The sequence below is a fragment of the Luteococcus sanguinis genome (assembly GCF_039527675.1).
GTDB lineage: Bacteria > Actinomycetota > Actinomycetes > Propionibacteriales > Propionibacteriaceae > Luteococcus > Luteococcus sanguinis.
Window position 1 is genome coordinate 24,507 of sequence record NZ_BAAAKI010000001.1, and the last position, 25,407, is coordinate 49,913.

At 68.6% G+C, this 25,407-nt stretch carries 20 protein-coding genes and 1 tRNA gene; 2 read left to right on the top strand and 19 right to left on the bottom strand.

Annotated elements, in window-relative coordinates:
• Window positions 1-29 precede the first annotated feature (29 nt).
• The gene (locus ABD089_RS00140) at window positions 30-800 is read right to left on the bottom strand and encodes a Bax inhibitor-1/YccA family protein (RefSeq protein ID WP_343884120.1); all 771 of its coding nucleotides are present in this window, start codon (window positions 798-800) and stop codon (window positions 30-32) included.
• Window positions 801-937: 137 nt separating this feature from the next.
• Here ABD089_RS00140 and ABD089_RS00145 point away from each other — a divergent pair.
• Window positions 938-1,014 (top strand) — tRNA-Leu (locus ABD089_RS00145).
• A gap of 11 nt (window positions 1,015-1,025) precedes the next feature.
• On the opposite strand, the gene ABD089_RS00150 is transcribed toward ABD089_RS00145, so the two are convergent.
• The 8 genes from ABD089_RS00150 to mfd all read right to left on the bottom strand — a co-directional run bounded on the left by ABD089_RS00150 (window position 1,026) and on the right by mfd (window position 10,214).
• Complete coding sequence (locus tag ABD089_RS00150) at window positions 1,026-1,949, bottom strand: Ppx/GppA phosphatase family protein (RefSeq protein WP_343884121.1); 924 nt, start codon at window positions 1,947-1,949, stop codon at window positions 1,026-1,028.
• Window positions 1,949-2,527, bottom strand: a complete 579-nt coding sequence (locus ABD089_RS00155; protein WP_386769335.1) for a DUF501 domain-containing protein — start codon at window positions 2,525-2,527, stop codon at window positions 1,949-1,951. Before ABD089_RS00155 ends, ABD089_RS00150 begins: the two co-directional genes overlap by 1 nt.
• A 27-nt stretch (window positions 2,528-2,554) precedes the next feature.
• Window positions 2,555-3,271, bottom strand: a complete 717-nt coding sequence (locus ABD089_RS00160) for an FtsB family cell division protein (RefSeq protein ID WP_343884122.1) — start codon at window positions 3,269-3,271, stop codon at window positions 2,555-2,557.
• Between the two features lie 60 nt (window positions 3,272-3,331).
• A complete protein-coding gene (eno, locus tag ABD089_RS00165) occupies window positions 3,332-4,615 on the bottom strand; it encodes a phosphopyruvate hydratase (RefSeq protein ID WP_343884123.1) in 1,284 nt (427 codons plus the stop codon).
• 179 nt (window positions 4,616-4,794) lie between these two features.
• Complete coding sequence (locus ABD089_RS00170; protein ID WP_343884124.1) at window positions 4,795-5,301, bottom strand: PTS sugar transporter subunit IIA; 507 nt, start codon at window positions 5,299-5,301, stop codon at window positions 4,795-4,797.
• Between the two features lie 9 nt (window positions 5,302-5,310).
• A complete protein-coding gene (locus tag ABD089_RS00175) occupies window positions 5,311-5,895 on the bottom strand; it encodes a nucleoside triphosphate pyrophosphohydrolase (protein WP_343884381.1) in 585 nt (194 codons plus the stop codon).
• 76 nt (window positions 5,896-5,971) lie between these two features.
• On the bottom strand, window positions 5,972-6,499 hold the full coding sequence (locus tag ABD089_RS00180) for a hypothetical protein (protein WP_343884125.1): 528 nt from the start codon (window positions 6,497-6,499) through the stop codon (window positions 5,972-5,974).
• Between the two features lie 70 nt (window positions 6,500-6,569).
• Window positions 6,570-10,214: a transcription-repair coupling factor gene (mfd, locus tag ABD089_RS00185; protein ID WP_386769313.1), complete on the bottom strand. Its 3,645-nt coding sequence runs from the start codon at window positions 10,212-10,214 to the stop codon at window positions 6,570-6,572.
• Window positions 10,215-10,290: 76 nt separating this feature from the next.
• Between mfd and ABD089_RS00190 the strand changes: the two genes are divergently transcribed.
• Entirely contained in the window at window positions 10,291-11,775 is a 1,485-nt protein-coding gene (locus ABD089_RS00190) for a glucose-6-phosphate dehydrogenase (RefSeq protein WP_343884127.1), read from the top strand.
• Window positions 11,776-11,817: 42 nt separating this feature from the next.
• Here ABD089_RS00190 and pth read toward each other — a convergent pair whose 3' ends face one another.
• The 10 genes from pth to ABD089_RS00240 all read right to left on the bottom strand — a co-directional run bounded on the left by pth (window position 11,818) and on the right by ABD089_RS00240 (window position 25,369).
• Window positions 11,818-12,417: an aminoacyl-tRNA hydrolase gene (gene pth / locus ABD089_RS00195; RefSeq protein WP_343884128.1), complete on the bottom strand. Its 600-nt coding sequence runs from the start codon at window positions 12,415-12,417 to the stop codon at window positions 11,818-11,820.
• A 26-nt stretch (window positions 12,418-12,443) separates the two neighbouring features.
• A complete protein-coding gene (locus tag ABD089_RS00200; protein ID WP_343884129.1) occupies window positions 12,444-13,061 on the bottom strand; it encodes a 50S ribosomal protein L25/general stress protein Ctc in 618 nt (205 codons plus the stop codon).
• 164 nt (window positions 13,062-13,225) lie between these two features.
• Window positions 13,226-14,218, bottom strand: a complete 993-nt coding sequence (locus ABD089_RS00205) for a Gfo/Idh/MocA family protein (protein WP_343884382.1) — start codon at window positions 14,216-14,218, stop codon at window positions 13,226-13,228.
• Window positions 14,219-14,236: 18 nt separating this feature from the next.
• Entirely contained in the window at window positions 14,237-17,461 is a 3,225-nt protein-coding gene (gene ileS, locus ABD089_RS00210) for an isoleucine--tRNA ligase (protein ID WP_386769309.1), read from the bottom strand.
• 358 nt (window positions 17,462-17,819) lie between these two features.
• Window positions 17,820-19,802, bottom strand: coding sequence for an FG-GAP-like repeat-containing protein (locus ABD089_RS00215; RefSeq protein WP_343884131.1), 1,983 nt, complete (start codon window positions 19,800-19,802; stop codon window positions 17,820-17,822).
• Window positions 19,803-19,910: 108 nt separating this feature from the next.
• On the bottom strand, window positions 19,911-20,054 hold the full coding sequence (locus ABD089_RS00220) for a hypothetical protein (RefSeq protein ID WP_343884132.1): 144 nt from the start codon (window positions 20,052-20,054) through the stop codon (window positions 19,911-19,913).
• Entirely contained in the window at window positions 20,054-21,310 is a 1,257-nt protein-coding gene (locus ABD089_RS00225; protein ID WP_343884133.1) for a polysaccharide deacetylase family protein, read from the bottom strand. The genes ABD089_RS00220 and ABD089_RS00225 overlap by 1 nt, the downstream gene beginning before the upstream one ends.
• 74 nt (window positions 21,311-21,384) lie before the next feature.
• Complete coding sequence (locus tag ABD089_RS00230; RefSeq protein WP_343884134.1) at window positions 21,385-23,961, bottom strand: FtsX-like permease family protein; 2,577 nt, start codon at window positions 23,959-23,961, stop codon at window positions 21,385-21,387.
• 53 nt (window positions 23,962-24,014) lie between these two features.
• On the bottom strand, window positions 24,015-24,743 hold the full coding sequence (locus tag ABD089_RS00235; protein WP_343884135.1) for an ABC transporter ATP-binding protein: 729 nt from the start codon (window positions 24,741-24,743) through the stop codon (window positions 24,015-24,017).
• Complete coding sequence (locus ABD089_RS00240) at window positions 24,740-25,369, bottom strand: PadR family transcriptional regulator (protein ID WP_343884136.1); 630 nt, start codon at window positions 25,367-25,369, stop codon at window positions 24,740-24,742. The genes ABD089_RS00235 and ABD089_RS00240 overlap by 4 nt, the downstream gene beginning before the upstream one ends.
• Window positions 25,370-25,407 lie beyond the last annotated feature (38 nt).

The following is a 25,407-nucleotide window of genomic DNA, read 5'->3' on the forward strand; positions in this document are numbered from 1 at the left end:
GGGGGCTTTCGTCGTCCTGCAGTCGCGGGTCAGTCGCGACGGAAGAAGCTGAGCAGGCGCAGGATCTCGGTGTAGAGCCACACCATGGTGACCGTGATGCCGAATGCCGCGCGCCACGACTCGCTGGCCGGCGCACCGCCGGCGATACCGCGCTCGATGGAGTCGAAGTCGACCACGAGGTTGGACACGCCAAGGCCGACACCCAGCAGGGCGGCGACGAGGCCGAGGCCACCCATGCCACGCAGGCCGGTGTCGATGCCCATCAGGGCGAGCACGAAGTTCAACAGCATGACGCCCGCGAATGCGGCGGTGCCGATGAAGACCATCCGACGGAACCTCGGGGTGACGCGGATGTTGAAGTAACGGTAGGCGGCGAGCGTGGCACCGGCTGCGGCGAAGGTGCCGAGCACGGCCTGCTGGACGATGCCCTCGAACTGAACCTCGAACATCTTGCTGAAGGCGCCGATGAAGACGCCCTCGACGACCGCGTAGAACAGCACGGCGGCAGGGTTCACCACGCGGCGCATCGAGACGAGCAGGACGGTGATGAAGCCCACGATGGAACTGCCGATCAACGCCGTGCGGGCGGAGGTGTCAAAGGGGTTGACCACCGTGAAGGTGGCGGCAGCAGCGGCGACCAGCACGAGCATCGTGACGGCGGTCTTGCTGATCACGTCCTCGATGGTCATCCGGCCAACAGGCGTCTGGGCACGCGGGTCGGGCTGGAGGCCGGGCACCGGCTGCCACTGCGGCTGGGTGCGAGTGAACGCGTCCGGTCGGGACAGGATGGGATTGGCCATGAGTGGGTTGTTTCTCCTTGCGCCGTTCGCTGACGGCCTTGGCAGGTTGGGCTTGCTGCCCCCTCAACACGAGAAAGCACTGGCTTGTTCCGTGTGAGCTCAGGCCCAGTGTACGGGCGTGCCAGAATGTGAGCTCGGTCCCCGTGGCCCAACTGGCAGAGGCAGGCGGCTTAAACCCGCCCAAGTGTGGGTTCGAATCCCATCGGGGGCACCACCGGGCACCGCTCAGCTGGCGATCAGGCCCATCACGATGCCGTCCAGGATGTCGTTCTCGCTGACCACCATCGGACGTCCGACGCGCTGGGCGATCGCGTCGCAGACCAGCGCGCCACCGCAGATCACCTCGGCGCGCTTGGCGGGCAGGCAGGTGGTGGTGAGCACCTCCTGCACGGTCGATGCCAACAGCCGCTCGGCGAGGGCGTGCACCTGCTCCGGTGCCAGCATCGAGCCGTGCACCTTGCGCCGGTCGTAGGCCATCAGGTCCTGCTCGATGGCCGACAGCGAGGTCGTCGTCCCGGCGACCCCGATGAAGGTGTCGATGCCGTCCAGCGGCACCTTGGAGCCTTCCAGCAGGCCTTCGACGAAGGCACGCGCAGCACCCACCTCGGCGTCCGAGGGAGGGTCGGAGTGCAGGAAGCGCTCCCGCAACCGCACCGAACCCATGTCCAGGCTGACAGCTTTCTCGACCACTGCACCGGTGGGCTCCACGGAGCCGACGACCAGCTCGGTCGAGCCGCCCCCGATGTCGATCACGAGCACCCGCCCGCTGGCCTGCGTTACGCCCGAGAGCGCACCACGGAAGGACAGTTCGGCCTCTTCCGACCCGGAGATGATCTCTGCATCAACGCCCAGGCGCTCGCGCACGCCGCTGAAGAAGTCCTCGCGGTTGCGCGCATCGCGGGCGGCGGAGGTCGCAACGAAGCGCACCTTCTCCACGCCGAGCTCGCCCACCACGTCGGAGAACTGGTCGATGGCGGTCATGGTTCGCACCAGCGCATCCGGCGCGAAGGCTCCGGTGGCATCAACGCCCTGGCCGAGCCGGACCAGCTCGAGGCGGCGGTCCAGTTCGGTGACCTCGCCCCCGGGAACCTTCTCGACCACCAGCAGGCGGATGGAGTTGGTCCCACAGTCAATCGCTGCAACGCGCATCAGGTGGTCTCCTGTGTGATCTGGTCGGGGGTGGTCTGGTCTGGGGTGGTGCGCTCGGGGGTGGTCTGGTCGGGCGTGGTGCGCTCGGCAAGGCAAGGACGGGCCCAGAACTCGCCCAGGGTCGCCACCGCCTCGTCCCCGAGCGGGTTGACGCCCGGCCCGGCAGCCAGCGAATGCCCGACCAGCACGTGCAGGCACTTCACCCGGGTGGGCATGCCGCCAGCGCTGATGCCATCGATCTCGGGCACCTCGCCGAGGCGCCTCCGGTCAGCGAGGTAGGCCTCGTGGGCGCCCCGATAGGCGGCGGCCAGTTCCTCGTCGACGCCCAGACGTTCGGTCATCTCGGCCATCAGCCCACTGGCCTCCAGCGTCGAGACGGCTGAGGTCGCGCGCGGGCAGGTGAGGTAGAAGGTGGTCGGGAAGGGCGTCCCGTCCGGCAGGCGGGGCTCGGTGGCGACAACGCCGGGCTTGCCGCACGGGCAGCGCCAGGCCACGCCGGCGACGCCGCGCGGCATCCGTCCGAGCTGGTCGTGGATCGCCTGCTCGTCGACAGCCGTCATCGGCTCGAACGGGCTCATGGGTTCGAGGTCGGCCATGGGTCTCCTTCAGCGGGTGGGGCTGGACGTCGGGGTGGCGCTGGCAGAGCCCGCGCTGCTCGCGGCGGAGGGGCTGACGCTGGCCGAGGGGTCCGCCGAGGAGGGTGCAGTGATGGGGGTGGGATCCGCGGACTGGGCAGCGACCGGCTCATCAGCGGCCGAGAGGGACCCCTCCAACCGCTCCCACCAGGTGGTCGCGTGCTCGCCGCTGGGAAGGGTGCCGGCACCGGAGATGGTGGCTCCGCCGCCGAGTGGCTTGCCGTCGGCGCCGATCACGCGGAAACCGACCTCGCCGGGCATCACCCAGCCCAGTCGGTCGCGTGCCTGGGCCTTCACGTAGTCGTCGTCCTTCCAGCGCTCCACTTCGTCCTGCAGGGACGCGATCGCCGCGTCCCGCTCGGCGATCTGCTGGCGGGCGGTTGCGGCGTCCTGCTCCTGGCGCAGGTAGACCCGCAGGCTGGAGGCGTAGCTCAGCATCAGCATCGCCATGATCACGGCCAGCGCGATGGCGCGGCGGGTCAGGCCGAGGCCCCGGCGCAACAGCGGGGTCGCGGCCGTCGCTCCCCCGCCGGAGGTTGGGGCGGGGGCTTCGTTCGTGAGCCGGCTCGGACGAGCAGCTCGCTCGCCGGCGCGGCCCGGGGTCCTGGGGGTACGGGACGGCGGAACGGCCCGGGAACGCGAAGTGCCGCGTCCCGGGCCGTTCCCCGGAGATTTCCTGGACGGCATGTGCCCAGTCTGTCAGGTCAGCGAAGCCGTCCGTTCAGTGAAACACCCCTGCGCTGGCTCTCAGGCCTTGAAGCGCGGGAAGGCCGAGGCACCGGCGTACACCGCGGCGTCGTCCAGCTCCTCCTCGATGCGGAGCAGCTGGTTGTACTTCGCGACGCGCTCGGTGCGGGCGGGCGCACCGGTCTTGATCTGGCCGCAGGACAGCGCGACGGCCAGGTCGGCGATGGTGACGTCCTCGGTCTCACCGGAACGGTGCGACATCATCGAACGGAAGCCATTGCGGTGCGCGAGGTTCACGGCGTCGATGGTCTCGGTCAGCGAACCGATCTGGTTCACCTTCACGAGCAGGGCGTTCGCGGCGCCCTCATCGATGCCCTTCTGCAGGCGGGTGGTGTTGGTGACGAACAGGTCGTCGCCGACCAGCTGGACCTTCTCGCCCATCTGCTCGGTCATCTTCTTCCAGCCGTCCCAGTCCTCCTCGTTCAGCGGGTCCTCGATGGAGACCAGCGGGAAGTCCTCGACCAGCTGCGCGTAGTAGGCGACCAGCTCGTCGGACGACTTGGAGCCGCCCTCGAAGTTGTAGGTGCCGTCCTCGTTGTAGAACTCGCTGGCGGCGACGTCCAGGGCCAGGGCGACGTCCTTGCCGGGCTCGAAGCCAGCGATCTTGATGGCCTCGACGATGAGCTCGAGGGCCTCACGGTTGGAGCCCAGGTTGGGGGCGAAGCCGCCCTCGTCGCCCAGACCGGTCGACAGGCCCTTCTCCTTCAGGACCCCCTTGAGGGCGTGGTAGACCTGCGCACCCGTGCGGAGCGCCTCCTTGAAGCTCTCGGCGCCGATCGGGGCGATCATGAACTCCTGGATGTCGACATTGCTGTCGGCGTGCGAGCCACCGTTGAGGATGTTCATCATCGGGACGGGCAGCACATTGGCAACGGGGCCGCCGATGTAGCGGTACAGGGGCAGCTCGGCCGAGGCAGCGGCGGCCTGGGCCACGGCCAGCGAGACGCCCAGGATGGCGTTGGCGCCGAGCTTGGCCTTGTTGTCGGTGCCGTCGAGCTCGAGCATGGCCTGGTCCAGCAGGCGCTGCTCGGAGGCCTCGAAACCGAGGACCTCTTCGGCGATGGTCTCGTTGACGTTCTCGACGGCCTTCAGGACACCCTTGCCGCCGTAGCGGGCCTTGTCGTCGTCACGCAGCTCCACGGCCTCGAAGGCGCCGGTGGAGGCACCGGAAGGAACAGCAGCGCGGCCCTCGGTGCCGTCGTCCAGGACGACGTCCACCTCGATGGTGGGGTTGCCGCGGGAATCGAGGATCTCGCGAGCCTGGATGTATTCGATGGTTGCCATCGTTGTGCCTTTCCAAGACGTTTGGGTTGCAGGCTCAGCCTAGCCAAGCCCTCTGGGCCATGTGTCGTGGGCCCGGGTGAATTGTGGAAGACAGACCAGGGGACGTGCTTTTGGGCGCTGCCGGCCTCGGGAGGCCTCGACAGGCTCGCGGCCACGCACTGGGCGCTCGGGGAGCGCGATCAGCGACGGTGGGGCCAGTGCGGCAGGCGGTGGTGGCCGACCCTCGTGGCGGGGCCGGCCACCTCGGAGAGCACGGAAATGACTTCCACCGGGGTACGCGCGGAGCGCAACCGGTCCATCGTCCGCGCGTCGGAGATCAGGTGGGCCAGCTGGGAGATGGCCACCTGGTGCTGGGTGGAGTCATTGACGGCCATCGCCACCACCAGCTCGACGGGGTCGTTGTGCCGGTGCCCGAAGCGGACGGGCGTCGCCGGCCGCAGCCACGACAGGGCGGCGCGGTGCACGAACTCCGAGGGACGGGCATGCGCGAACGCGAAGCCGGGCTCGAGGACGATGTAGGGGCCATTGCGAAAGATGCTGTTGACCATCGCGTCCGTGTACTCGGAGTCGATGGCGCCGACAGCCTCCAACAGCCCGCCAGCCTGTCGCACGGCGTCCTCCCAACCACCGACCGCAACATCCAGTGCGATCGCCTCGGGGCGCAACCAGTCAACCAAGGATCCCACGTCGCGACCCTAACAACCGTCCTGCTCGGCAGACACGACCAGGGTCTCGAAGTGGCGCAGCGCGTCCCGGGTGGCCTGATCGGCGTCCACACCGCTGGCGTGCGCGCGCTGCACCAGGGCGAGCACCTGGCGCCCGACTTCGTCGGCGGTGATGGGCTGGTCGGCCAAGGGCACGTCGACGCCGTGGCTGCGCACCCGGGAGGTGACCTTCGTGGCGCGGGCCAGCGCGGACAGGTGGTCGGCGATGCCCTGCAGGGAAGACGTGCGGCCCTTCTCGGCGCGCTTGCGGGCCTCCCAAGAGGACATCAGGTCGTCCGGGACGCTGGAGTCGGCATAGACATAGGGATGGCGGCGGACGAGCTTGTCGGCAATCCCGCGGGCCACGTCGTCGAGGTCGAAGCGGCTCTCACGGGAGGCGATCTCGGAGTGGAAGAGCACCTGCAGCAGCAGGTCACCGAGCTCCTCGCGCAGGTCGGCGTCGTCGCCCGACTCGATCGCGTCCAGCACCTCGCCGGTCTCCTCGACCAGATAGGTCGACAGGCTGCGGTGGGTCTGTTCCGCGTCCCAGGGGCAGGCCTGGCGCAGGGTGGTCATCACCCCTGCCAGCCGTACCACCTGGTCGCAGCTGGGCTGCCCGTCCACGAGCTCGCCATCTGCGGGCCCGGTCACGTCAGCCGCCGAAGACCTGACCGTTGCCGAGCGCCTGGCTGGACAGCGAACCGGTGCTGGAGGTGAACGCCGCCTTCGATGCGTCCCACTGGCCGAAGCGCGGGTTGACCTTGACGTCCAGGGCGCTGATCTCCTTCTGCAGCTGCTCGGCGCCGAGGCGCTGCTGGGCCACGCTGAAGTCACCGAAGGAGCTGATCGCCGTCGCACAGTCGGCATTGGTCATCAAGTCGTCACCCTCGAGCTGGGTGATGGCGGCCGAGCGGGCGGCACCGTCGATCTCGAAGTCGTTCTCGGCGGCGACGGTGCGCGCCAGCTGGCCGACCAACAGCATTCGCGCGATCTGGCTCTTGATCGCGCTGGCCTGGATCTGGCCCTGGCCGACGGCCTCGCAACCCTTGGCCGCGCTGTCCACAGCGGACATGCCAATGCGCTCCCCGTTCACCTCGAACGCGGTCTGGCCCGAGGGCGTGCAACCGGCGAACAGGGCGATCGCGATGGCCGGGGCGGCCAGACGGACGATGGGCTTCATCGGAGGTCCTTCCGAGCGGGCCCGGCGTGGCCAGGCAGGTTCGAGCCCACGATAGCGGGTCGGGACGAGATCACTGGGCCGGGGTCGACGTGGTCGTCGGCGCTTCGGCCGGTGCGACATCGAACAGGTCGGTGACCACGCGGGTCGCCCATTCCAGCAGGTCGTTGCCGCCGACCGGCTGCCCCAGCACCGGCGCGGTCTTCGGCCGGGGGACGAGGATGAAGCCCGCCGTGTGCTTGACGACGCTGCCGGGGTAGAGGCGTTGCAGCCGCATCTGCTTGCTCTCGGGCAGGTTCGCCGGGGAGAACCGGATGTTGCTGCCCTGCGCGACCACCTCGGTGATCCCGGCACGACGGCACAGTAGCCGGAAGCCCGCCACACCCAACAGCAGCTCGGTCGGTGCCGGGAGCACGCCGTAGCGGTCGGTGAGCTCGGCGCGCACCTCGTCGATGTCGGCGACCGAGCGCACCTCGGCAAGGCGCTTGTACATCTCCAGACGCAGCCGCTCGGACTCCACATAGTCGGCGGGCAGGTTCGCGTCCACCGGCAGTTCGATGCGCATCTCCGGTTCGGGTTCGACGTCCTCTCCGCGGTAGTCGGCGACCGCCTCCCCCACCAGCCGGATGTACAGGTCGAAGCCGACGTCGGCGATGTGGCCGGACTGTTCACCACCCAGCAGGTTGCCGGCACCGCGGATCTCGAGGTCACGCATGGCGATCTGCATGCCCGCACCGAGGTCGGTGTGGGCGGCCATCGTCGCGAGCCGGTCGTGCGCGGTCTCGGTCAGCGGCTTCTCCGGTGGGTACAGGAAGTAGGCATAGCCGCGTTCACGGGAACGTCCGACGCGTCCACGCAACTGGTGCAGCTGGGACAGGCCCAGCAGGTCGGCGCGCTCGATCAACAGCGTGTTCGCCGACGGGATGTCCAGGCCCGCCTCGACGATCGTCGTGCACACCAGAACGTCCGCACGACGTTCCCAGAAGTCCTGCATGACCTGTTCCAGCTGATGTTCGTTCATCTGGCCGTGGGCGGTCGCGACACGCGCCTCGGGCACCAGCTCGCGGATCTTCTTGGCGGTCTTCTCGATCGAGTTCACCCGGTTGTGGATGTAGAAGACCTGGCCCTCACGGGCCAGTTCGCGGCGGATCGCTGCGGTGACCTGACCCTCGTCGTAGGGGCCGGCGAAGGTGAGCACCGGGTGGCGCTCCTCCGGCGGGGTGGCAATGACGCTCATCTCGCGGATGCCGGTGACAGCCATCTCGAGAGTGCGCGGGATCGGGGTCGCGCTCATCGCCAGCACGTCGACGTTCAGACGCAGCCGCTTGAGCGATTCCTTGTGCTCGACGCCGAAGCGCTGCTCCTCGTCGATGATCACCAAGCCCAGGTCCTTGAACTCCACCTCGCCGGAGAACAGGCGGTGGGTGCCGACGACGACGTCCACCTTGCCCGCCTTGACCGCCTCTCGGACGGCCTTCGCCTCCGAATCGGACTGGAAACGCGACAGCTGCGCGACGTTGACCGGGAAGCCTGCGTAGCGCTCGGCGAAAGTGTTGGCGTGCTGGGTAACCAGCAGGGTGGTGGGCACCAGGACCGCCACCTGCTTGCCGTCCTGGACGGCCTTGAAGGCGGCGCGGACGGCGATCTCGGTCTTGCCGTAACCGACGTCGCCACAGATCAGCCGGTCCATCGGGATGACCTGCTCCATGTCGTGCTTGACCTCGTTTATGCACGCCAGCTGGTCGGGGGTCTCGACGTAGGCGAAGGCGTCCTCGAGCTCCCGCTGCCAGGGGGTGTCGGGCCCGAAGGCGTGGCCGCGGGTGGCCTGGCGGGCGGCGTAGAGCTTGATCAACTCCGCGGCGATCTGCTTCACGGCCTTGCGAGCGCGGGACTTGCGCTGACGCCAGTCGGCGCCGCCCATCCGGTCCAGACTGGGTGCCTCCCCACCGACATAGCGGGTGACCTGGTCGAGCTGGTCCATCGGGACATAGAGCCGGTCGCCGGGCTGGCCCTTCTTGGAGGACGCGTACTCGATCACGAGGTACTCACGGGTGGAGTTCGCGACGGTGCGCTGGACCATCTCGACATACCGTCCGACGCCGTGCTGCTCGTGCACGACCGGATCGCCCGGGGTCAGCTCCAGCGGGCTGATCTGGTTCTTGCGTCGCGAGGGCATCCGGCGTTCGGACTTGTCGGCGCCCCGTGCGGCAGACAGGTCGTTGGAGGTGAAGAAGACCAGTTCCAGCCCCGGCCAGCGGAAACCGTGCCGCTGCGCGGTGGGGACGATCGTCACCACGCCCGGTTCGGGCGCGGCGGCCAGCCCGTCGACGACCGTTGCACTGACCTCACGGTCGCGCAGGAGTTCGGCCATGCGGGCGGCCATGCCCTTGCCCTCGACCCCCAGCACAACGCGTGCCCTGGCCCTGGCCGACTCGGTGATCTCGGTGATGGCGGCCTCGGTGTCGCCGCGCCAGGAGTCCACGGCCTCGACACCCAGGGAGTGCGACTCCACGCCCGTGACGCCGATGCCGGACAGGTCGACCAGTTCACCGTCCTCGGCATACAGCGGCCCACGGTTCTCGTCGTCCGGGGCGGCGGAAAAACTGGACAGGCTCCACCAGGACTGGCCCCGGGTGAGGGCATGCTGGCGGACGTCGGAGAGCTCCCAGTAGGCGGCGCGACCCAGGTCGATCGGCGCCTTGCCACCGGCCGCCGCAGCCGCCCAGCTGACGTTGAGGAATTCGTGCGAGGTGCGCACCAGGTCGGCGGCGCGCCCGCGGACCAGTTCGGGATCGGAAACGACAACCAGCGCATCGGCCGGGAGGACGTCCAGCAGCAGTTCGAGGTCGTCCACCAGGGCAGGCGTGAGGGCCTCCATGCCCTCGACGGCATGGCCCTGGGAGACCTTCTCCAGCAGCTCGGCCAGTTCCGGGTGGTGCGGCACCAGCGCGGCGGCGCGCTCGCGCACCTGGGCGTCCAGGAGCAGTTCGCGGCAGGGGCTGGCGGTGACCTCGGGCAAGGTGGTGGGCGTGGAGCGCTGGTCGGCGACGGTGAAGTAGCGGATCTCTTCGACCTGGTCGCCGAAGAAGTCGATGCGCACCGGGTGTTCCTCGGTGGGCGCGAAGACGTCCACGATGCCGCCGCGGACGGCGAACTCCCCGCGGCGTTCGACCAGGTCGACCCTGTTGTAGGCAGCGGCCACCAGGTCGGCGGCGAGCTGGGCGATGTCGTAGTCCTCGCCGGCGACGACGTGGACGGGTGCCAGCTCCGCCAATCCCTTCACCTGCGGCTGCAGCACCGATCGGACGGGCGCGACGACCACCTTCGGGATGCCGAGCGGGTCCCTGCCGGCCAGCCGCCGCAGCACCTGCAGGCGACGTCCGACGGTGTCGGAGCGTGGGCTGAGGCGCTCGTGCGGCAGCGTCTCCCAGGCCGGGTAGTAGGCCACTTCGTCCTCACCCAGCCACCCCTGCAACTCGGCGGTGACCTGCTCGGCCTCGCGGTAGGTGGAGGTGACCAGCAGGACGGGACGCCGGGTCTGTTGCGCCAGGGTGGCCACGAGAGCAGAACGGACGGCCGGCGGGGCGGTCAGGTCGAGGGCCGTGGTAGCACCAGCGCGGGCGAGGGCATCGGAGACCACCGGGTCGGTGGCAATCAGGTCGACGAGGGCGCTCAGGGTCACGTCCGCCCAATCTACCGTCGGCACCCCAACCGACATGCGCCCCAACCTCCGCCACGGGTGAAATCACGCCGCCAACGGGGTTGGCCGAGCCGCAGGAGCCTAGGCTCACACCGTGACCGAGAACAGCGCGAACACCCCTGATCGCACGCAGCAGGGCACCTCGTCCGATGCCCTGACCAGCAGCGTCGTGACGGATGCCACCACCCAGCCGGCTGAGGCGACCCCTCCGGACGCCGACCAGCCGACGACCCTGGTCATCCTGGGCGCCTCGGGCGACCTGACCCACCGGCTGCTGCTGCCCGGTCTGGGCACGCTGATGAAGCTGAAGGCTCGCCCGAACCTGACGCTGGTGGGAGCGGCCTTCGACGAGATGGGCCAGGACCAGTGGAAGCTGATCCTCCAGACGGCGATGGAGGAGGCCAAGGCGCCCACCTCGCGGATCGAACAGATGGTCTCGACCACCCGTTACCAGCAGATCGACGTCACCAATCCCGTGGAGCTGAAGGCGCTTCTGGACTCACTCCCCGGTGATCCGGTGCTCTACTTCGCCCTGCCGCCGGCCATCACGATCAAGGCGTGCGAGGCGCTCACGCAGGTCGACTTCCCCAAGCACCTGCGCCTGGCGCTGGAGAAGCCCTTCGGTTCGGACTGGCAGACCGCCCACGACCTGAACGAACTGCTCGCCCGTCTGGTGCCCGAGAGGCAGATCTTCCGGGTGGACCACTTCCTCGGCAAGGCGACGGTGCTGAACCTGCTCGGGCTGCGCTTTGCGAACCGGATCTTCGAGCCGGTGTGGAATGCCAACAACATCGAGCGGGTCGAGATCATCACCGACGAAACACTCGGCCTCGAGGGCCGCGCCGGCTACTACGACAAGGCGGGCGCGCTGAAGGACATGATCCAGAGCCACCTGATGCTGGTGATGGCCATGTTCGCGATGGAGGAGCCGGCCAAGCTGCACGAGCAGGAACTGCGTGACCTGATGGCACACGTACTGCGCGCGACCGAGCTGTACACGGGTGACGCGACGACCAGCTCGCGCCGAGCCCGCTACACGGCCGGGAAGATCGGCGACAAGGACCTTCCGAACTACGTGGACGAGGAGGGCGTCGACCCGGCAAACAACACCGAGACGCTCGCCGAGATCACGGTGCAGATCAACAACTCCCGCTGGGCCGGGGTCCCCTTCCGGCTGCGTTCGGGCAAGGCACTGGGCGACCAGCGCAATGGCATCACGGCGGTCTTCAAGCCGGTCGGGCACGTTCCGGAGGGCTTCACCAACACGCCCGTCCCAAACGTCATCAGCATCGGCATGAAGCCGGAGAACTTGGCCGTGGGCATCACGACGAATGCCGAGGGTGACTCACTCGACCTGGAGGATTCGGTGCTGTTCACCGAGTTCGGCAGCTCCGCGGTGCGGCCCTACGGCGAAATCCTGGAGGGCATCCTGGACGGGGACCCGCTGCTGAGTGTTCGTGGCGACATCGCCGAGCGCTGCTGGGAGATCCTGGGCCCGGTCGTCGAGGCGTGGAAGTCGGGCGCCGTCCCGCTGGACGAGTACCGCGCGGGGTCCACGGGTCCCTCCAACTGGCGCTAGTCGGACTGCCATGACCGGCCGGTCTTGGCAGTCCCGGTGGGGCTAGGAGTTGTAGCGGTTCTGGGCCGCTTCGAGGCCGGAGCTGACAAGAGCCTCGACGGCGTCGGCCGCGCGTCCGGTCTCCAGCTCGAAGTCGGAGCGCAGGGAGCTTGGAATCGTTGCGAGCACGTAGTCTGCTGGCTCCTGGCGGCCGGGCGGGCGCCCGATGCCATACCGGACGCGCAGGAAGTCGCCACTGCCCAGGTGTTTGCGCAGGGACTTCAACCCGTTGTGGCCGTTGTCGCCACCGCCGAGCTTCAGGCGCAGCTGACCAAGATCAAGGTCCAGTTCGTCGTGGACGGCGATGACCTGGCCGACCGGAACCTTGTGGAAGGCAGCGAGCTTGCCGACCGACTGGCCGGACTCGTTCATGAAGGTGCGGGGCTTGACCAGCACGATGCGGTCGGCCTCGACGCCGGGGGTGCCAATGCCTGCCGAACCCATCCGGGTCTCGGCGACGTCGGCGCGCATCCCCCTGGGTGCGGACCAGCTGACGCGCGCGCGGCGCGCCAGCTCGTCCACGACCATGAACCCGACATTGTGCCGGGTGGTGGAGTAGGTCGGGCCCGGATTCCCGAGCCCCACCACCAGCCACGTGCTCACGTGGTTGCTCCCTCAGACCTGTTCGGTCACTCGGCCTGGGTGGCCTCGTCGGCGCCCTCGGCCTCATCACCCTCGGTCTCCGCGTCCTCGGACTCGGTCGACAACTCGGCGGCGACGTTGATGCCGACGATCAGGGTCTCGGGCTCGCCGTGGAAGGTGGCACCGGCCGGCAGGGTGATGTCGGCCACGGCCACCTGCGCGCCAGCCTCCAGACCCTCGATCGAGACCTCGATCGACTGCGGGATGTGAGTGGCCTCGACCTCGAGCGCCAGAGTGGTGAGGTCCTGGTTGACGGTGACGTCACCGGCAGCCTCACCCACGAGCACGACGGGCACCTCGACGGTGACCTTCTCGCCGCGCTTCACGATGAGCAGGTCAACGTGCTCGATGAAGCCCTTGATCGGGTCGCGCTGAACCTGCTTGGGCAGGGCGAGCTGATTGGCGCCACCCTCGATGTCGATGCTGAGCAGGACATTGGCCTGGCGCAGCGCCAGCAGGGTCTGGTGGCCCGGCAGGGTGATGTGCACGGGATCGGTGCCGTGGCCATACAGGACGGCGGGCACCTGGTCGGCGCGACGGATGCGGCGGGCAGCGCCCTTGCCGAACTCGGTGCGCTGGGTGGCGGTCAACTTGATCTCAGCCATGTTCTTCCTCAACCTCTCGAAACGGACGTGGGCCGGGGAGGGAGGAGCAGCTGGGCTGCAACACCGTGTCGATCACGGACGAGCAGTGCGCTCGTCCCTCGCCAGGCAACCCGACCACGATACCCCACGACGCCCGCGCCCGAAAAGCCGGCGTGGCGCACCGGTCAGTCGGCTTCGGTATAGCTGACCCCGAGCTGGCTCAGCCCCTGCTCCATCGTCGCCATCACCGACAGCGTGTCGTCCAGCGGCAGCAGCGGGCTCTCGGTGAGGCCCTGCTGGATGCAGCGGGTGACCTCGGCGATCTCGTGGGCGTAGCCCAGGCCTTCGGGCTCGAGCTCGATGCGCTCGTCCTCGCGACCATTGCGGTGGACGATGATGGCGCGCGGGTGGTGGAAGCGGGGCTCCACTTCGATCCAGCCACCCGTGCCGATGACGACCTGACGCCCGGGGCCGGGCGCCTGGAGCGCGGCCATCAGACTGGCCTGGGCGCCGCTCGCGTGGTCGAGCAGGAGGGCAACCTGAGCATCCACACCGTTCTCGTAGAGCCTGCCGCGAGTCTGCACCTCGCTGGGGTTGCCCAAGAAGTCCTGCGCGAAGTGGGTGACGTAGACACCGAGGTCGAGCATCGAACCGCCACCCTTGGCGGGGTCGAAGAGCCGGTCGTCCGGGACGAACTCCCGGTGCGCGAAGAGGTCTCCCATCACGGCGGTCAGGGTACCGATCTCGCCGGCGTCGACGATCTCGTGCATCCGGCGGACGACCGGCTGGAAGCGCGTCCACATCCCTTCCATGCAGAAGACCTCTGCGGCACGGGCGGCCTCGACCACCTCCGTGGCGCCGGCGAGCGTGGCCGTGAAGGCCTTCTCGACCACGACGCCCTTGCCAGCAGCGATCGCGGCCAGCGCGATCGCCTTGTGCTGGGGGTGCGGGGTGGCGATGTAGACCACGTCCACCTCCGGATCCGCGCACAGGTCGGCGTAGGAGCCGTGGGCGCGCGCGATGCCGTGCTCGTCGGCGAAGACCTGGGCCCGCTCGAGGCTGCGCGAGCCGACGGCAACCAGCTCCGCGTCCGGGACATGGCCGAAGTCCTTCACGAAGACCTCGGCCATGCGGCCCGGACCGGCAATTCCCCAACGCACTGTGCTCATGAGCCCCAGTCTGGCATGGGGTGCAGCTCAGGCCTTGGCGACCTTCACCCGCAGCCCCAGGTCGACGTCGCCGGCCCAGGACTCGTCCGATGATCCATGCGTGATCGTGGTGGCCAGCACCTCGTCCGCGATCAGCTGGGAGTGCTCAGCGATGGCGGCGCGCAGCTTGTCGTCCGTGGTGTCCCACTCCAGACTGATCCGGTCGCTCACCTGGAGACCGGAGGCCTTGCGGGTCTCCTGAACGGTACGAACGACCTCGCGGGCCAGACCGGCGAGCTCCAGCTCGGGGGTGATCTGCAGGTCGAGCGCAACGGTCTCGCCCTGCTCGTTGACCACACTCCAGCCTTCACGCGGACGCTCGGACACGATCACCTCGTCAGTGGTCACGCTGACTTCGGGTTGATCAAGCTCCGGGACCATGATCAACGCGCTGCCGTGCGCCTCCAGGTCGGCGGCCAGCTTGGCGGCATCTGCCGCAGCGATGGCATTTGCCACCAGCGGCGTCTGCTTCCCGAAGCGCTTGCCGAGCGAGCGGAAGTTGCCCTTCGCGGAGTGGTCGACGACATCGCCAGCAGACCGGAAGGACTCGACCGAGACCACGTTGAGCTCCTGCGAGACCTCCGCCAGCAACTCCTCCGAGAGCTGCGCGTGCGCGACCGAAGGGACGAGCGCGCGCGACAGCGGCTGACGGGTCTTGACCTTGGCCTCGGCACGGGCCGAACGGCCCAGCTCGACCAGGCGACGGGTCAGGCCCATCGCGTGCTCCAGTTCGGCGTCCACCAGGCTCTGATCACCGACGGGCCAGCTGGCCAGGTGTACCGACTCAGGAGCGTCGGGGTTGGTGGCCACGAACAGGTCCTGCCAGACCCGCTCGGTGATGAAGGGCACCAGCGGCGCCATCAGGCGGGTCAGCACGTCCAGGGTGTCGTGCAGGGTCTGCAGGGCACCGGGCTCGCCGTCCCAGAACCGACGACGTGAGCGGCGGACGTACCAGTTGGACAGCTCGTCGACGAATTCCGCGATGCGGTTGCCGACGTGCTGGGTGTCGAAGCGCTCCATCGCCTCGGTGACGTCAAGGACGAGCGCGTTGGTCTTGCTGACCAGCCAGCGGTCCAGGACGTGGCGGTCAGCGACGGCAGGCGCTGACCCCTCGACCAGGTCGGGCAAGGTGGAGCGCTCGGGAGACGTGGCGGGCTTCCAACCGTTCGTACGTGCATAGAGCGCATGGAAGGCGACCGTGTTCCAGTAGGTCAACAGCACCTTGCGGACCGTCTCGGTGATGGTCGTGTCACCGACGCGACGGGCGCTCCACGGCGACCCGGAGGCGGCCATGAACCAGCGCACCGCGTCCGCACCGTGGGTGTCCATCAGCGGGATCGGCAGCAGGATGTTGCCCAGGTGCTTGCTCATCTTGCGGCCGTCCTCGGCCAGGATGTGGCCCAGACACAGCACATTCTCGTAGCTGGAGCGGTCGAAGACGAGCGTGTTGACCGCCATCAGCGTGTAGAACCAGCCGCGGGTCTGGTCGATGGCCTCGCAGATGAAGTCGGCCGGGTAGTTGGCCTCGAACTTATCCTTGGAGCCCTCGACCCAGGGGTAGCCCCACTGCGCGAAGGGCATCGACCCGGAATCGAACCACGCGTCGATGACCTCGGGGACGCGACGGTAGATGCCACCCTCCCCCGCCACGGTGAAGGTCACGTCGTCCACGAAAGGACGGTGCGGGTCCATCGTCGCGACCGAGGGATCGCCAGCCAGCTCGGCCAGTTCGGCCCGAGAACCGACGCAGATGATCTTGGTCGGGTCCTCCGAGTTGCGCCAGACGGGCAAGGGCGTGCCCCAATAACGGCTGCGCGACAGCGCCCAGTCGATGTTGTTCTCGAGCCAGTCGCCATAGCGTCCGTGCTTGATCGACTCGGGGTACCAGTTGGTCTTCTCGTTCTGTTCGATCAGCTGGTCCTTGCGCTGCGTGGTGCGGATGTACCAGCTGGGCATCGCGTAGTACATCAGCGGCGTGTGGCAGCGCCAGCAGTGCGGGTAGGGGTGCTCGTGGTCGAGCGTCTTGAGCAGCAGGCCCCTCGCGCGCAGCTTCTCGATGATCACCGGGTCGGCCTTCTTGAAGAAGAGTCCCGAGACGAAGCCTTGGCCCGGCTTGAAGCACCCGTCGACGCCGATCGGGTTCACGAACTCGACGCCATTGCGCTTGTTGGACTCGTAGTCGTCCTGACCGAAGGCCATCGCCTGATGCACCAGACCAGTACCCTCGCCGATCGCGACATAGGCCTCGTTGACCACGAAGAAGGCCCTGCCGGGCTGCTCCATCTCGTCGAAGGGACGCTGGTAGGTCCAGCCCAGCATGTCGGCACCGGTGAACACGTCTCCGGTGGTCCAGCCCTCGCCGAGCGCGGTGGGGACGTTCTCGAGCGCCAGCACGACGGGACGCTCGCCGGGAGCGCTTGCGACGGTGTACTCGAGCTCGGCGCCGGCGGCGACGGTGACATTGGCGATCAGGGTCCACGGCGTGGTGGTCCAGATCGCGAGGTCTGCCTGCCCGGCATAGGGACCGGAGGTCAGCGGGAAGCGCGCGAAGACGGTGGTGTCGACGGTGTCCTCGTAGCCCTGCGCGAGCTCGTGGTCGGACAGCGCGGTCTGGTCATGGGGGCAGTAGGGCGCGACGCGGAAGTCCTCGACCAGCAGGCCCTTGTCAAAGATGGTCTTGAGCGCCCACCACTCGGAGTCGACGTACTCAGGGGCCATCGTCCAGTAGGCCTCGTCCATGTTGACCCAGTAGCCCATCCGGCTGGTCAACTCGGCGAACTGGTCCACATTGCGGCTGACCGACTCACGGCAACGCTGGTTGAAGGCCTCGACCCCGTACTCCTCGATCTGGTCCTTGGAGTCGATGCCGAGTTCCTTCTCGACGGCGAGCTCGACCGGCAGTCCGTGGCAGTCCCAGCCAGCCTTGCGCTCGACGTGGCGGCCGCGCATCGTCTGGAAGCGCGGGAAGACGTCCTTGAAGACGCGGGCCTCGATGTGGTGGGTGCCCGGCTGGCCATTTGCGGTGGGCGGACCCTCGTAGAAGGTCCAGGGCTCGCCACCGGCGGTCGCTTCGAGTGTCTTGTCGAAGGTCTTGTTGGCGGCCCAGAAGTCGAGTACCTCGTGCTCCATGGCCGGCAGGTCGACCTGTGCGGGGATCGCCTGGTAGAGGCCGTCCGTGCTCACGCGGTCTGAGGTATTGCTGGAGGTGGTCATTGCGTCCTCGGGTGCATCACAGGGACGAAGGGACGAGTGCGCCTGGTCGGACGCCCCGCGGTACCACCCTTCTTGGGAATCTCGGACGCTTGGCCCGGGCTCCCCGCTCTTGCTCGCCGCGGCCGGTTCTAGTGGGCTGACCGGATGATCCGGCTGGCTGTTCTTCCGACGGCTCCGGGGTGATGGCCCCATCAGCGCCTTGCGACATCGTCATTCTAGGGGCTGGGCGCGCAGGCCCCCAACCGGGTTTCCACGCGAGCAGTTCCTCGCCCCGCTGGACATGTCGCCCACCTTCTCGCGTGACGGCCGCTGGGGCCTCTGGGAGAAGTTGGGCGACGATTCCAGCGTCTGGCGGAGGTCAGGAGGCGATCTTGCCCTGGCCTGCCGCCAGGTCGACGCGGACGAAGCCGGTGGCGGTGGTGCGATACAGGCGCGTCACGCCGGTGGACGTGCGGGCGACGATGTCGCAGCGGCCGTCGGCGTTGATGTCGCCGACCGTCGCGATGGAGGTGAAGCCGGACCATCCGCTGCCGATCTTCCTGGCGCTGGTGAGGCGGCCGACGCCGTCACCTGCCCAGACCCACAACTCGCCGGAGCTGGTGCGCACCACCAGGTCGGAGCGGCCGTCGTTGGTGAGGTCGCGCACCCCGAGCATCGCGGTCACCCTTGCGCCGGGCCAGCCCGTGGGCGAGACCACCGTTGGCTTCGATGAGACGAGGCCGCCCGAACCCGTGCCCGTCCAGCGCACGAGAGCCCCGTCGGAGGTGCGGCGGGCCAGGACGACGGGTTTGCCGGACGAGAACGCCGGAACCACGGTGAACCTGTCGTAGGCGCCCATCCCGGACGCCAACACGGTGGGGTCGGCGAAGTTGGTCCCCCGCGCGGCGTGCAAGCGCAATGACCCGGTGGCGTCGACGGACAGCAGGTCTGCATAACGGTCGGAATTGAACTGCCCGGCCATCACGGCGCGCAGCCCGCCCCACCCGGCACCACCCGTTCGCGGCGGGGCGACGCCAGCACCCGTCCAGGAGTTGACCTGGACGTTGCCCGTCGCAGTCACGGAGGCGAAGTCTCCGCGTCCGTCGCCATTCAGGTCATGGCTGATCGCCGTTGGGCCAGCGACCACGGTGAAGTAGTTGGACTTGAGCGTCTGGTCGGTCAAGGCGGCCAGCTGTGAGACGGTCACGGTCACCTTGCCGGTGGTGCCCTCGACGCGCAGACCGGTGACACGTCCGCCCCACTCCCCTCGCCCGTCGCGATTGGTGACGACCAACCGGGTGAAGGTGCCGACGGCCGGCCAGCGCTTCTGCACGTCCGCGACCTTGATCGACGCCTGCCAGGTGTTCTGGTGAGGCAACAGCCGCGGTTCGAAGGGATCGGGAGCGGTGGTGGTCCAGCTCACTCCCCCGTCGGCGGGCTGGCCGCCGTTGGACGCGCTGAACTCGCTGCGCAGGGCCTCCCCGTTGGCGGTGAGGACATGCCCCGCCGACAGGGCGATGCCATCGCGGGTCTGGGTGGTCTCGCCGGTGATCCCGCCCATCACCTGGCAGCTGGTGGTGTCACAGATGTCGTAGAGCGACGACCTGGGATGGTTGATGTGCCAGGCGCCGTAGCTGCGAGCGGCCACGGCCTGGGCGGCGTGCGCCTGCACGGGCCAGGAGGGGATGTTCTCGTAGGGGACGACCTGCCGGGTGTAGTTGTCCAGGCTCGTCACCAGGACAGGGACGATGATCGACCCGGAGCGGTTGCCGACCAGCCTGCCCAGGTAGGTTGCGACGGTGTCGCCACGGGAGTTCTGCGCCGACAAGGATCCGTCCGCCGCGGAGATGGTCCAGCGGCCCGATTCGGTGGAACGCAACGCCTTGCGTCCGGCGGCGGTGCGGAACCACAGCGTCGTCGTGGTGGCGGTGCCACCGGTGCTGGGACGGGCGACCTCCCAGCTGGTGATGGGCGTGGTGCCGTCCACGGACGGGAGCGCGATCGTCTGGCCAGCACCGTCGGTGGCAGTGAGTCCGGGCTCGATGGCGACGCGGGCGACGCTGCCCGTCCGTCCGGTGGTGGAGACGCGGATCGTCCGGCGGGCCTGGTTCTGCAGCGTGGCGCCCGGGTAGTAGAAGGCGACGATCTGGCGCCAGGTCTTGCCCTGGGTGGCGGCTGCGTAGGAGCCGTACTGGCTCATCCCGCGACCGTGCCCGTGACCGCGCCCGACCAGCGTGAGCTTCCCCCCGGCGGCGCGGTAGGACTGTTCGGCCGCTTGCGCGGCAGGGGTGTGATCGGGAAGTCCCGTGAGCACGAGGGCACCGGACAGGACGGCAACCAGCGGACGGTGCAGGTGGGTCATCTCGAACTCCAGTGGACGACGAAAGGCCCTCAGCCCGAGGGCTTGCCCACCATATGCATCGGTCGGCGCACTCGGCGGTGTCGTCGTCGTGAACCCTCGAGGCCCACCTCAGGGATTTCGCCGGAAGTACGGATGCCCTGATCTTGGGCAGCCCAGCAGTTCGTCCACCGTCACCAAGGTGAACCCCAGCTCCCGCAGGCCGGTGATGATGCCGGGAATCGCCTCGACGGTGGACGCGTGGATGTCGTGCATCAGGATGATCGAGCCACTGGTGGAGTCGTTGAGGGCGTGCTCGTGGTCTTGGCGGCGGAGTGGGTCTGCCAGTCGCGGGTGTCGACGTCCCACAGGACGAGCGGCATGCCCGCCACCTGCCGGGTCGCCTTGTTGAAGGCGCCATATGGCGGTCGCAGCGTCGTGGGACGCACCCCGCTGGCCTGCTCGATCGCGTCCGCGGCGCGGGTGACCTCGGACCTCTGCTCGGATGCGGACAGGTTGGTCAGCTGTTTGTGGTCGAAGGTGTGGTCGCCGACCTGGTTGCCCTCGGCGACAGCCCGGCGGACGAGTTCGGGATAGGCCAAGGCGTTCTGGCCCAGCATGAAGAAGGTGGCGTGCACCTCATTGGCCTTGAGGGTGTCCAGCAGTTGCGCCGTGTACTGACCCGGCCCGTCGTCGAAGGTCAACGCGACACACTTGATCTTGGCGCAGTTGATCTTGGTCGTCGGTGATGCGGCGGGTGTGGTGGCCGCGGGTGTTGCCACTGGCGGCGCGGAGGTTGCACCACCGTGCCCTGTGGCGGCGTCGCGAACGACCCGTCCGGCTTCGGAGAGCAGCGGCCCGGCAGTGGCACCGTCGATGACGACGTCGACCTGCCCCTCGCTGGCAGCCAGCAGGACGCCTTGACCGATGCGGACGATCAGTGACCCGTCGGCGGTGAAGGTCAGGTCGTCGAGGAGGTGGCCATCGGCACGAGCTTCGGCCAGGGCATCCGCGTCGACGTCCAGACCCTTGCCCTGCATAGCCTTGACGACTGCATCCACGGCCACGTTCTGATCGACGACGAGGCCGGCGGACGACCAAACGGCATGGCTGGCGCGGTCTTCGTAGATGGTGGCCGAGGAGGTCAGCCCGGACGCGCCGCCGAACTCGAGCAGGGTTTCACGAACACCGACCACGCCGCCGGTCTGGTCGAGGACGGCCTCCCCGGAGGCATTGAGCTCAGGCGGCGAGCCCTCGCTGGGCTCGTAGTCGCGCTCGAAGGCGGCGCGGTGCTGGGCGATCCAGTCGGACAGCGCCGCGGTGAGCGCGGAAGCGTCCGGGACCACCGGCCACTGCAGGAAGACCGGGAAGGTCTTGTCGTTCACCACCTGCTGTTCGACCCGCCAGTTGGTGGTGACCGAATTGCCGACCGACGCGGACGACGTGCTGCTGGCGGCCGGCCCGGGGTTCCCGGAACAGGCCGCCAGCAGCCCACAGGCAAGCACCAACACGACGGGCCGAACACAACGCATGAGCCTCATCACAACGGATCGCGGATCATCGAGGGGTTTCACACCCGTCCCCTTGGCGAATCTTTCCGGACCATTCAGTCAATTCTCACCGAACGGGCCTGCGGCGGACGGGCTGCGACGAAGGCGCTCGCCGCGGCGAGCAGGGGAACGGACACCAGCAGGCCGATCAACCAGGCCCACGGAATGCCGAGGCTGACACCGCCGCGCGTCGCTGCGACCACCGCCACCACCGGCGCGGCACCGACGACCAGACCCAGCGCCACACCCAGGCCGACGCTGACCAGCATCTGGATCGCCGACATGCCCCGCAGGGTCCAGGTGGAGGCGCCAATCGCTGCCAACCCGGCATGGGAATCGCGGGCATCACGCAAGGCCAGGGCTCCGGTCACGGCCGCGACGGCCAGCATCAGCGCGGCGCCGACCAGGCCGAGGTAGTCGACCAGTCTGGGGGTCGAGGAGTGCGGGCCCTGTTCGACGTAGACATTCTGGGGCAGGTCGCCCAGCCGCGCCTTCTGCAGGATGGCCTGCAGCTCGTCCGCCTGGTGTTGGCTGGGCGTGGTGTTGGTCGACCAGATCACCGTCGTCGTCATGGGCTTCGCGTAGGGCATGAGCTTGGACAGCACCGCGGCCGGCACCAAGGTGTAGAGCGACAGGTCGTCGTCCACCAACGCCGGGACAGCGTGGGAGCTGTTGTCGTTGCCGCTCTCCGACATGACGGTGAGCTCCGCGTTTCCGCCCTTGACGTAGGACGCCGGGGCGACGACTCCGCCTGAGTTGATCATGTTCGTGACCTGTTGGCTGGGAGCCTTGCCGGTCACCACCTGGTACAGCTCAGGGCTGTACGCCGCGATCGCGTTCTGGCTACCCATGCACGCACCATCGTCCGTGCACGTCGGCACCAGCTCCACGGCCTGCACGGCGCTGCTCCACCAGCCACCGAAGGGTTCGACGAACTCCTGCACCGTCGCCTCCTGATTGATGGGGCCGAGCGTCGCCTCGACGAGCTCGCGGGCCTTCGCCAGGTCAGAGGCAGACAGTTCACCTCCCGTCTCCGGGTTGAGGGTTGTCACCTGGACCGCACCCGTCGGGATCGACTGCTGGTAGCGCGTGACCTCCGTGGCGCCGAGAGAGGCGAAGGCCACCAGCAGCGAGCTGATCAAGGTCGTGATGGCCAAGGATGCCGCGACACCCGCCGTGGCCCGGGAGCGGTTCCGCGAGCCGTCCCGCACCGCCATCCGCAAGGCCAGGGGCCCAGCGGCACGACGTCCCAGCCGGTCGAGCAGGAAGGGGACGGCCGCCAGGCTGCCGAGGAAGAGGAAGAGGACGCACATCATCGCCGGCCCGATGGCGCGCTCCTCGGGCACTCCCCCATTCCAGGAGACCTTGGCCCCGGGCCAGAGCTGCGGTCCGACAAGTGCGGCCACAAGACCCAGCGCGACGAACACGAGCGCCAACCACGGAGTCTTCGCGCTGGTCTGCGCGGCCTCCGCGGAACGGACGGCGGTCAGCACATCCTGCTGGGCCACCTGACGAGCGGGCAGCCAGGCGGCGATGACGGCGGCGCTGGTGCCGACAAGCACCAAGGCCAACAGCACCAGCCACGGCACCGAGATCGGAACCGGGAGGTTGGTGCCCTTGGCATTCATCCAGGCCTGCAGACCGGCCCCCAGGGCCACTCCGGCCAACGCCCCGACGATCGTCCCGGCCAGACCGAGCAACAGTCCTTGCCGGGTGACGACCTGCTGCAGGGTCCGGGCCGGGGCGCCGGAAGCGCTGAGCAGGGCCAGCGAGCGACGTTGCTGACGGATGCCGATGGCGAAGGCCGCGCCAGCGATGGTGGCCGTGAGCAAGGTGACCACCATGCCGAAACCGACCAGGATCGCCTGCATCATGGCGCCGCCGGTGCCGTTGCCCAACTGCATCGCTTCATAGGCATCGCGGGTGGTGTACGCGATGCCCACCTTGTTGAGGGAGGCCACCTGGGCCTCCTCCAGTGCTGGTCCATCAAGGAAGACCACCGTGGTGGCGTCCGCCCCCTTGGCCACAGCTGCCGCGGGGTGGCTGGGCCCGACGACCACGGCGGTGCCGGAGCTGTTGCTGCGGAGGGTTCCGGAGACGCGGTAGTCCTTGCCGGCGACCTGAACGGTGTCACCAACTGCGACGCCGAAGCGTTCGGCGGTATAACGCGGCAGGACGACCTCGTCGTCCGCTGGCAGAGCGGCGTCGGTAGCTACCCACTGGCCAGGCGAGGCAAGCACGGAGAGGTCGCTGACGATGACGTCGCCCGCGTACTGGGCCCCGTCGAACCCCAGCGTGATCGGTGCCGTGGTCTCCATCGAGACGGACACCCCGGCCGGGAGGCTGAGGTTGGAGAAGTCGGCCGTCACCTGGTGCGCCGTGGCGTCCTGGGTGGAGCTCTCGTCCTGCGGGCAGCTCCAGTCGGTCAGGCTTGCCTGACGGCAGGTGCCGTTGGCGCCGTAGAGCTGCTGCAGCATCGCCGTCCCACCACGGAACATCGCGTCCGTGCTGTTGTCGCGATACTGCGGGACCAAGATCATCGCCAAGGCCATCACCGCAGCAACCGGCAGCCCGATCAAGGCCATGATCAACGCGGATCGCCCCTTGTGGCGGCCCAGTTCACGGCGTGCCATCCGAGTGGCCACACCGCCGGCACCGCCGGATGCGCGACTGGGAAGCCAGAGCATCACGATGCCCGCCGCGGAGAGTTGAGCAGCACACGCGGATCGGTGACGACCTGGGTCTGGTCGACCTGTCGTCCATCCCGGAGGAAGACGACGCGATCGGCCCAGCCCGCGTGACGGGCCTCGTGCGTGACGAGGACGACGGCGACGCCGTCGTCGGCCAGGTCGCGCAATAGGGCCATGATCTCGTCGCCGGTGTTGGAGTCGAGGGCACCGGTCGGTTCGTCGGCGAGGATCAGGCGCCGGTCGCCGACGATGGCGCGGGCGATGGCGACGCGCTGCCGCTGGCCGCCGGACATCTGCTCGATGAAGCGCTCTGCGAGCTCGGGCAACTGGACGCGGGTCAGGGCCGTATCGGCCAGGCCACGGGCGTCCACGGGCGAGACGCCGTCCAACTCCAGCGGCAGGGAGATGTTCTCGATCGCGGTCAGGGTCGGGACCAGGTTGAAGTCCTGGAAGACGAATCCCAGGCTGCGACGGCGCAGCCGGGCCAGTTCGTCGCGGGACTTTCCGCCCAGCGGCACGCCCGCGACCAGCACCTCGCCAGCGGTCGCGTGGTCGAGTCCGCCAGCGATGCCCAGCAGCGTGGACTTGCCGGAGCCGGAGGGCCCCATCACGGCGATGAACTCTCCGGGATGGACGACCAGGTCGAGGTCGGTGAGCGCATCGACGGCGGTGTCCCCGGAGCCAAAGCTTCGGCAGACCTGCCTCATCTCGAGGGCGGCGGTCATCGGTGGGTCCTTTCCGGGGAAGACGGGACGCTGGTGGTGTGCTGAGCGGTGCTGGTCTCGCGGGCGGCGCGTGTGTGCTGGGACGCGCGTGGGCTGCGCTGGCCGCGGGCCTTGCGGGCGGCGCGCACCGCTGCGGCCTCGCAGTGGTCGAGCCAGCGGACCTCGGCCTCGCACTGGTGGATCAGGCTCTCGATGACGAGTTGCCAGGCGAGGTCGTCCCGGTCGGCGTCGCGGCGGGCCCGGGTGTAGTCCTGCAGCGTCTCCATGGAGGCGCGGCGCTGCGCCTGGATGAGCGTGGGGACGTCGATGCCGTCGAGGGTGACTGCGATGGCGATCTTGATCGCGAGCTCGTTGCGAGGTGGGTTGTTCATGGCCACGGGGTTGGCGAACCAGTGCTCGACCTCGCCGCGGCCGGTCTCGGTGATCCGGTAGATCACGCGTCCGTCGGCGTCGGCATCCCCGCGCTCGACCAGACCATCGCGCTCCAGCCGGTCGAGCGTGGTGTAGACCTGCCCGATGTTCAGCGGCCAGGAGTTGCCGGTGCGACGGTCGAACTCGCTCTTGAGCTCGTAACCGTAACGCGGCTGCTCCCCCAGCAGGGCGAGCAATGACTGACGGACGGACATGTGGCCTCCTCGACTCACCAGGCATACCCGGTATGCGC